Raw genomic sequence first — 7,662 nt, 5'->3', positions numbered from 1 at the left:
AAGTAGTAAATAACGTAAAAAGACCGCAGCAGTTGGGAAATGTTGGAGAGAGTGGTATAGATACAAGTTGGTATAAACCAGATGGTTCAATCAATTATCCGCCAAATAATGGTGCTGTGCCAGGAACAGAAGTTAATATAACTTTAAAACCAGGAACTACACTGGGAAGGTATGGAAATATTGGAGAAAAGAGTAATTTTGTCACACAAACAGGAGCAGATGCCAGTAAATTAGCGTTGCCACCGAATACCAATCCTGCTATTTATCAAGAATTTGAAGTAATAAAAGAGATACCAGGAACGATACAAGCAGAGATTGCACCGTGGGGTGGTTCGGCAGGCGGTGGTTTACAATATGAACTTCCAAAACCAATATTACAATTGATTAAAGAAGGATATATTGTACCCAAGTAAGGAAGAGGTGTAAGATGTTATCGACAGAAGAATTAAAAAATTATGTATATAATGAAATTCAAACGCGGTTAGGAAAGGTTTCTTGTGGAAATTTGTTCTTTGCTGAAGGAACAGATAATAGTGTAGAAGGAACATATATATTTAATAAGAACAATGAATATCATATTCTTTTTACTGAAAAAGGAAAAATAAGAAGTGATATTGTTACAGATGAAAAGAGAGAAGTTTTATGGAATGCAGTAGAGATAATTTCTACTAATATTATAATAAATTTTGCAATATGCAATAGAGAAAAGGGAAAGGATTTTCGCAGAGCTCTTTTTGCAAAAGAAAAAGAAATTTTTTCGTTGTTTGGACATGATTTTCAGAAAAGAAAAGATGAAGAAATAGAAGAAATTCTTAAAAAAAATCCATATAACGATATTTAATTTGTAACTATCTCAAAGCTTTTTTGGGCGTGATGGAATTTACCGTTGCACAGGAATTTTTAATTTCAAGTCAGCGGTAAAATTTTAGGTGGTAAAAATCATTGCTTTGGAGAAACCTTGATTCAAGGGAGAAAAAGCAACACCAACTATATATGAAGGCGAGATTATATTATATAGATTGGTGAAAAAATGGCGGATTTTGGAGTTTAGAACCAACGCCTGCAACTGAATATTAATAGAGAGGATAAAGGTAAGTGGAAATATTTAATGTTCGAGAAATATATAAGGGATATAGTTATCCTAAAGAGTTTCTTAAAATTGTAGATTTAAATTTAGTGGATTTAGATTTATGGTATTTAATGACTAAGGAACAGGTAGAAATTAGAATTATAGGTTTAAAAAATAGATATCCTGAAAGACAACTAGTACCTTTTGCCAGAAGGGATGATGGTGATGATATAGCCTGCTTTGAAATCGGAAAAGGTAATAAAGTACAGATTGTTCATGATTTTGCTAGTGCAGGATATGAGCAAAGAAAAGAATATGATTGCTTTTGGGATTGGTTTAAGGATGCCGTTGAAGAAATGATAAAAGAGGATGAAAGTAATGGATAAATTAACAGAATTAAGCAAAGAAATATCTTATGCACTTCGTCATGCTCCATGGGAATATGAATTAGAAATGGATGAAGAAGGTTGGGTGCCAGTGGAGCAATTATTGGATGCTTTGCATAAGGAAGAGAAGTGGAGAAATATATCTGAAAACGATTTGGTTATAATGATTCAAAAATCAGAAAAGAAAAGACATGAGATTTTTAGTGGAAAAATAAAAGCTCATTATGGACATTCTATTCCAATTAAAATTGCAAAAGAGGAAAAAGTACCACCAGAAGTATTGTACCATGGAACAGCTAGAAGATTTTTAAATTCTATTAGAGAAAAGGGGTTGTTACCTAATGGAAGGCAATATGTTCATTTGTCACAGGATGTTGAAACTGCCCATAGTGTCGGTATGAGACATGATATGAAACCTTGTATCTTGAAAATTGATGCTAAACAGGCATGGAAAGAAGGCATAATATTTTATTATGGAAATGAAAAAGTTTGGTTGGCTGATGAAATACCAAGTAAATATATAATGGAGATGTAATGCTTTGAGCCAGTAGACGTAAAAAATCTACTGGCTTTTTTCTTCGTATAAGAACATCCGAAATCACAACCGAATATTTTTTCTTTAAAATTTAGGACGCATTGTTTTTATGGCACTTGGTGCTATGGAGATAATGCGTTTTTTCTATGTTAATTTTCAAATTCTTTTCCAGACTGCTGATATCAGTCTACTTCTTTCGAATATCGTGCTCAGAGTCTGCCTTTTGGTCATCTCACAAAGAGAAAGTGCTTATGGAACGCTCAATGAGGCAGAGTTGGAAGTAGTAAATAATGTAAAAAGACCGCAGCAGTTGGAAAATGTAGGGGAGAGTGGTACTGATTCTGTAGATATAGAATTGAAATATAAAGATGGTTGGACTGCAGCACAAAAGGCAGAGGCAGATGCAAAAGTAAAGGCACTTTCAGATGCCACGACAGTAAAAACACCTGCCAATAGAGGAGGAACATCGGCGTCCTCAAGGTATAAATCAGCGTATGGTAAATCATCTGTACCAAGTGGATATGATGTAGACCATACTATTGATTTGCAATTGGGAGGAGCAGATGATATATTGAATATGAATCCATTAGATATGAGTGTTAATAGAAGTTTAGGTGTGCAAATAAAAAATACTATTAAAGATTATCCAGATGGAACGGTATTCGGACAATTTACGATAAAGTAAGGAGAATGATATGATTAGAGATTTCTTGTTGTTTTTTAATGAGAACATCGTGATTGAGTACTCAGAAGATTTGTATAATGATTTTATCATGCAATTAGGTGGAAAAAGATTTGGACAAGGGCTGTTTAATTCATTTTCAAAGGATAATGTAAAGAAATGGACAGAAATTGTCAGTGAAGCATATCCAGAATTCCAGAATTTGTTTAAAATTTTTGGTTATGATTGGCTTGGACGTTGTTTTGGAATTGATTTAAGGAAAAGTACATATGGAAATATTTTGATGTTTGAAATAGGAACTAATGATGTATTAGAAATTCCTTGTACATTTGACAAATTTCTTAATGAGGAAATTCCATTATATGCTGATGCATGTTTAGCAAAATCATTTTTTGATGAATGGATGAATAACTTTGGTAGGTCGATTGTTTATGGAAGATGTGCTGGTTATAAAGTTCCGTTGTTTCTAGGAGGAGAAGATAGCGTAAATAATCTTGAGGATAGTGATATGGAAGTGTATTGGAGCGTACTAACGCAAGTAAAAAGTAGATTATAATTTTTAGTTATGTATCTACTTAAGGACATCTGAAATCAAAACTGAACATTGTATTTTTAGACTTAAAATGCCTTGTTTTCATAGCACTGGTGCTGTGGAGATGATGTGTTTTTGCATTGAATAGCGGTATTTATATTATAAAAATCGGTCAAAAAAGCGGTAATTTAATTGGACATTTTCATCTTTTTTGCGGTAATTGTAGGGGTTGTAGTTCTGCGTATCCTAATCATTTTATCCAAACCAAAATGTCGGACAAAGTTTTCATACAATGTAGGAAAGCCTTACAGTATCATTATTTCCGTTGATAAAGAAAAATATGCTTTCCGCAGAACTGATGTTTTGATAAAGCTGGGAAATCTCATATTCGATAGATTTGAGAAAAATGTATTAAAAATTGCCCTTCAATTTCGTTACGAGGTTTCCAGCAAAAAAATCCATTTATCTGTATCCATATCATGAACTATAGGCTTCATTGAGTTTGCTTTCCGTAACTGTCAGATGCTCAATGAAATCCGTAAGAATACCAGTGTTTTCAAGATTTAATTCGTAATTAAGTTTCACTTTCAGATGATTTATGAGCATTAGAGAAATAAAAACGCATAGGTCTCATAAACACAGACAATTACAAATAATACTGACAGTAGTTTCTATTACTGAAAATAAAAACCAAATACTGTTAAGTATAATAAGTATTCCTGCATTCATACTGGTAGTAAGAAGGAAATCTTCCAGATACTTTCCCATAAGTGAAGTACCGTAGCCATAATCGGATAATCCCTGCTTTTCACTGGTACGATATAATGGTTATAAGTTTGTTGATGAAGGGGGAATTTGGCATGCGGTTAGATAGTAGTTTTTATAATAAATATGTTGAGCTGTTTGACTTATATATGTGTAAAATATTTGGTACAGATATCGAAAAAACAGAAGCAATATGCAGTTTTGAAAACAGAGTTTTTTTTAGATTAGAATACAAGTATTATCCTCATAATTATAGAATTGTGATAGAAAATGATATAACACTATTTGATATATCAATTTTTGATGATGAACAAGCATCTAATTCTTTGCAGCGAATTTGTAAATTTAAAAATCATCTGAGTACAGAATGTATTGAAGAAGCAATTAATTTGCTAAAGTCTGTTTTGTTAAAAAATGAATTTAATTTTTATTTTCATAAAGATGGTAAGTTATACAGGAAGAATGCTGAGGGTATAAAAAGAGTCAAAGACATAAGGGAGTTATTAAATGGAGGAGAAAAGAGTGGTAAGTAAATATTTGGAATATAGAGAAAATGTACTGAAGTATACAAATACTGATATGAATTTGAAATTAGAAAATGATGAGCAGGTTTATATTGCTGTTTTTGATATTCCGACAGAAAGTGGTATTTTATATGGACATACAAAACTTTGGCATTAGTTTTTTGATTAAATATACACATATATCTGGGGGAATGGTGATGCAATTGTTGGATTAGAAAAAAATAGAGATATAATGAATGCTATGCAATCTTTGTTTATTAGTTCTTCGCAAGTTTTAAAGAGTATGCAATTAGTGGATGATTATTCATATTATGAAAGTTCTAATGTCAGAGCCTATTTGAAAACTAGAAGAGGGGTATATTTTCAAGAACTAACAAATAAATCTCGGGAAGAGAGATTTTTAAATATGTTAATGGAAAATGTGCTTATTACGATTTCCAAAAAGATGTATTGATTGCAGACCCTAGACCAGGTGGTGGAGTTCAATATTTATTTAATCAATTTGATACAGATTGGATAACAGAGATTAGAAGTTTTTCAAATTAAAGGAGATTGCTATTATGGATAAAAGACAAGAATTATTAAAAAAATTGGAACTATTAGTACAAGAAATTGATAAAGCCAAGGAAATAGTAGATGATGAAAAAAGTCAATACTTAAATAATTATGAAAATAGAATTGAAGTCGTAATAAAAAAATTACGGGATGGTACATTACCTGCTTCTAAAGGTGGACTTATTGGTACAATGAGAGGGATTTCAGAATATGACAGTTTGGCAACTATAAAAGCGTTGTACGATGCGGCATCTGATGTGGATTTGTTTTATAGCAAAGAATGTCAAAAATGGTAATATATTATTTTAATTATGTCTCCACATAAGGACAACCACCACAAAAATCTTCGGTCTTTAAATTAATCGGAATGGCTTTCGCCGAAGGTGATGTAATCCATGTAGATTAATTTGAAGACCCTAGGGCGAAATTTGACATCTGAAATCAAAACTGTACATTGTATTTTTAGACTTAAAATGCATTGTTTTCATAGCGCTTGGTGCTGTGGAGATGATGTGTTTTTGCATTGAATAGCGGTATTTATATTATAAAAATCGGTCAAAAAAGCGGTAATTTAATTGGACATTTTCATCTTTTTTGCGGTAATTGTAAGGGGTTGTAGTTCTGCGTAGCTATGTGGACAAGAGAATGACAGAAGCTACCAACAGTCCACTGGCAGGCTTCTTAACAGGTTCGCTGACTGGAATGCTCAATGAGATAGATGCCATGGCAAATGTAAGTGGATTACACGGTTCTTTTGCAGAAGGAATGTCAAAAGAAGATGCCCAGAAATACCTTGATTTTCTTGAGAATGGAAGCAAGGAAGGGCTGACAGAGGCAGAAATAAAAGGAATCGGAAAGGTAGACGAAACACTTGCATTAAAGAAAGTAACCCCGGAGGAGCTGTTGGAACTTAGAAAACAGCAACTGGGGAATGTGGGGGAGAGTGGTCTAAACTCTGTAAAAGACATTATAAAAGGAGTAGAGAATGGAGATGTTACATTAAGCAATAATATTCAAAAAGGTAATTATGGTGAGATGAAGATGGATACATATTTCGAAAGTCAGGGATATGAGAGAATAAATCTCGACAGAGTAACCGATTTAAATACACCAACTCATCAAGGAATTGATGGAGTGTATTATAATCCAGATGATTATCCACAATATATAATTGGTGAAGCAAAGTATGGTAGTTCAAGGTTGTCGACACTTGCGGATGGAACACCACAGATGAGTGATAAATGGATAATTGATAGATTGGAAAATGCTGTTGGTGAGGAAGTTGCCAATGACATTAAAATGGAAATGATTTTAAATCCAGATAATGTAGGCTCTTCATTGGTGCAAGTCTTGCCAGATGGTGGTATTGATATAACAAAATTAATTGATGGAATCAAGCAATAGGAGAGTAGAAAAAAATGAGAGATAGAATAAAAGATGAACATTATTTTAATTTGTTAATTCAAAAAGAAAAAGAAAGTATAAAAATGTTTGAAGATGCCGTAAAAAAAACAACTCTTGAAAAGGGAGAATCAGATAGAGGTACCCGTAATGGATATAATATTTTGATTAATTCTTATGAAAAGGAAATAAATCTACTATATTCTTTAGGAGAAGATCTGGCAATAATTGAAGAAGTTTATAAAAAGTTATTGTTTTATTATAGTAAGATGTGGAATAGAAAATATGGTTATATTGAGTTGATAAAAGTGCTTTCATTGGCGGTGCTGTTCAAAGTTGATAAGAGTGATATATTTGAATTAGAGAAAAAAATTATATCAGAAAGGTTTGATGACTATTTGGTAAATTTTTGGATTAAAAAAATTGATTCGACATGGGAAAGAAAAGAGGAAACATTTGAATTTAAAGTGTATGATTGTTTAAAACAAATTTTAGAAAAAGATAGAGAGATGGCTTGTGAAGAGTTGAAAGAGTATTTATTGGAGAACTGGTATGAAATACATAGAGAATGCGCTTGGTATGATAGTCATAAATCAAACCAAAAAGTGTATTATGGATACTGGAGCTTTGAAGCAGGTGCCATTGCAAAGATACTAAATTTGGATGATAGTAGTTTAAAGGATGTACCATATTATCCATATGATTTAGTTCACTATAAAAAATAAACTTTATTGTGGTTATATTTTCGAGTTCCAAACAACCTAAAAACGCTTATGTCTATTAATTAACTATTAGGGCTGTTGCGATATTGTGAAAAAGTTGAGGAATATTTTGTTGATTTAATGGTGAGAAAATGAAAATCACAGGTAGTATGAATTATGTTAAGTTTGATTTAGAAAATGGGTATGTTATAAAAGCGGAAGGAGAAATGCTTGTAGGGAGAAAGTTTGTGGCGTATATGGACACTATGAAAACATGGGAGCCACCACATGAGAAAATTAGTAAAGAACAGATGGAAAGAATCATTCAAGAAGTACAGAAAAGTATGAATGAAAATACGGTGCAGATTATTTTTGAATAAAACCAGTTATGTTTCTGACTAATAGTATTTATTATGGTTATACTTTCGGACTTCCAACAACCTACAACTCATGCATGTTTATTAATTAATCATCATGGCTGTTGTGAAGCAATTAAGAATCCATGATGTTAA

General features: G+C 32.2%; 12 protein-coding genes. All 12 read left to right on the top strand.

Features of this window, described 5'->3' with window-relative positions:
* On the top strand, positions 1–413 hold a 413-nt coding region (locus DWV68_RS14120), incomplete at its 5' end, for a TNT domain-containing protein (RefSeq protein ID WP_118558564.1).
* Between the two features lie 14 nt (positions 414–427).
* Complete coding sequence (locus DWV68_RS14115) at positions 428–841, top strand: Imm63 family immunity protein (RefSeq protein ID WP_118544583.1); 414 nt, start codon at positions 428–430, stop codon at positions 839–841.
* Between the two features lie 254 nt (positions 842–1,095).
* Entirely contained in the window at positions 1,096–1,455 is a 360-nt protein-coding gene (locus DWV68_RS14110) for a hypothetical protein (protein WP_118542492.1), read from the top strand.
* Positions 1,448–1,990, top strand: coding sequence for an RNA 2'-phosphotransferase (locus DWV68_RS14105; protein ID WP_118542490.1), 543 nt, complete (start codon positions 1,448–1,450; stop codon positions 1,988–1,990). Before DWV68_RS14110 ends, DWV68_RS14105 begins: the two co-directional genes overlap by 8 nt.
* A gap of 109 nt (positions 1,991–2,099) precedes the next feature.
* Positions 2,100–2,675, top strand: coding sequence for a hypothetical protein (locus DWV68_RS14100; protein WP_118542488.1), 576 nt, complete (start codon positions 2,100–2,102; stop codon positions 2,673–2,675).
* Positions 2,676–2,685: 10 nt separating this feature from the next.
* Positions 2,686–3,228: a T6SS immunity protein Tdi1 domain-containing protein gene (locus tag DWV68_RS14095; RefSeq protein ID WP_197420880.1), complete on the top strand. Its 543-nt coding sequence runs from the start codon at positions 2,686–2,688 to the stop codon at positions 3,226–3,228.
* An 836-nt stretch (positions 3,229–4,064) separates the two neighbouring features.
* A complete protein-coding gene (locus tag DWV68_RS14085; RefSeq protein ID WP_118666101.1) occupies positions 4,065–4,502 on the top strand; it encodes a hypothetical protein in 438 nt (145 codons plus the stop codon).
* Positions 4,477–4,650: a hypothetical protein gene (locus tag DWV68_RS14840; protein ID WP_243089592.1), complete on the top strand. Its 174-nt coding sequence runs from the start codon at positions 4,477–4,479 to the stop codon at positions 4,648–4,650. The genes DWV68_RS14085 and DWV68_RS14840 overlap by 26 nt, the downstream gene beginning before the upstream one ends.
* A 403-nt stretch (positions 4,651–5,053) precedes the next feature.
* Positions 5,054–5,344: a hypothetical protein gene (locus DWV68_RS14075; protein ID WP_118544585.1), complete on the top strand. Its 291-nt coding sequence runs from the start codon at positions 5,054–5,056 to the stop codon at positions 5,342–5,344.
* Between the two features lie 349 nt (positions 5,345–5,693).
* On the top strand, positions 5,694–6,452 hold the full coding sequence (locus DWV68_RS14070) for a hypothetical protein (RefSeq protein WP_118544586.1): 759 nt from the start codon (positions 5,694–5,696) through the stop codon (positions 6,450–6,452).
* 14 nt (positions 6,453–6,466) lie between these two features.
* On the top strand, positions 6,467–7,174 hold the full coding sequence (locus DWV68_RS14065; protein WP_118544587.1) for a PoNi-like cognate immunity protein: 708 nt from the start codon (positions 6,467–6,469) through the stop codon (positions 7,172–7,174).
* A 128-nt stretch (positions 7,175–7,302) separates the two neighbouring features.
* Positions 7,303–7,530 (top strand): Imm74 family immunity protein, encoded by a 228-nt coding sequence (locus DWV68_RS14060; protein ID WP_118544588.1) that lies wholly within the window; start codon positions 7,303–7,305, stop codon positions 7,528–7,530.
* Positions 7,531–7,662: the final 132 nt, after the last annotated feature.

This window comes from Roseburia sp. AF12-17LB (assembly GCF_003479605.1).
Lineage (GTDB): Bacteria > Bacillota > Clostridia > Lachnospirales > Lachnospiraceae > Roseburia_C > Roseburia_C amylophila.
This window is presented reverse-complemented; position numbering and strand designations above follow the sequence as displayed.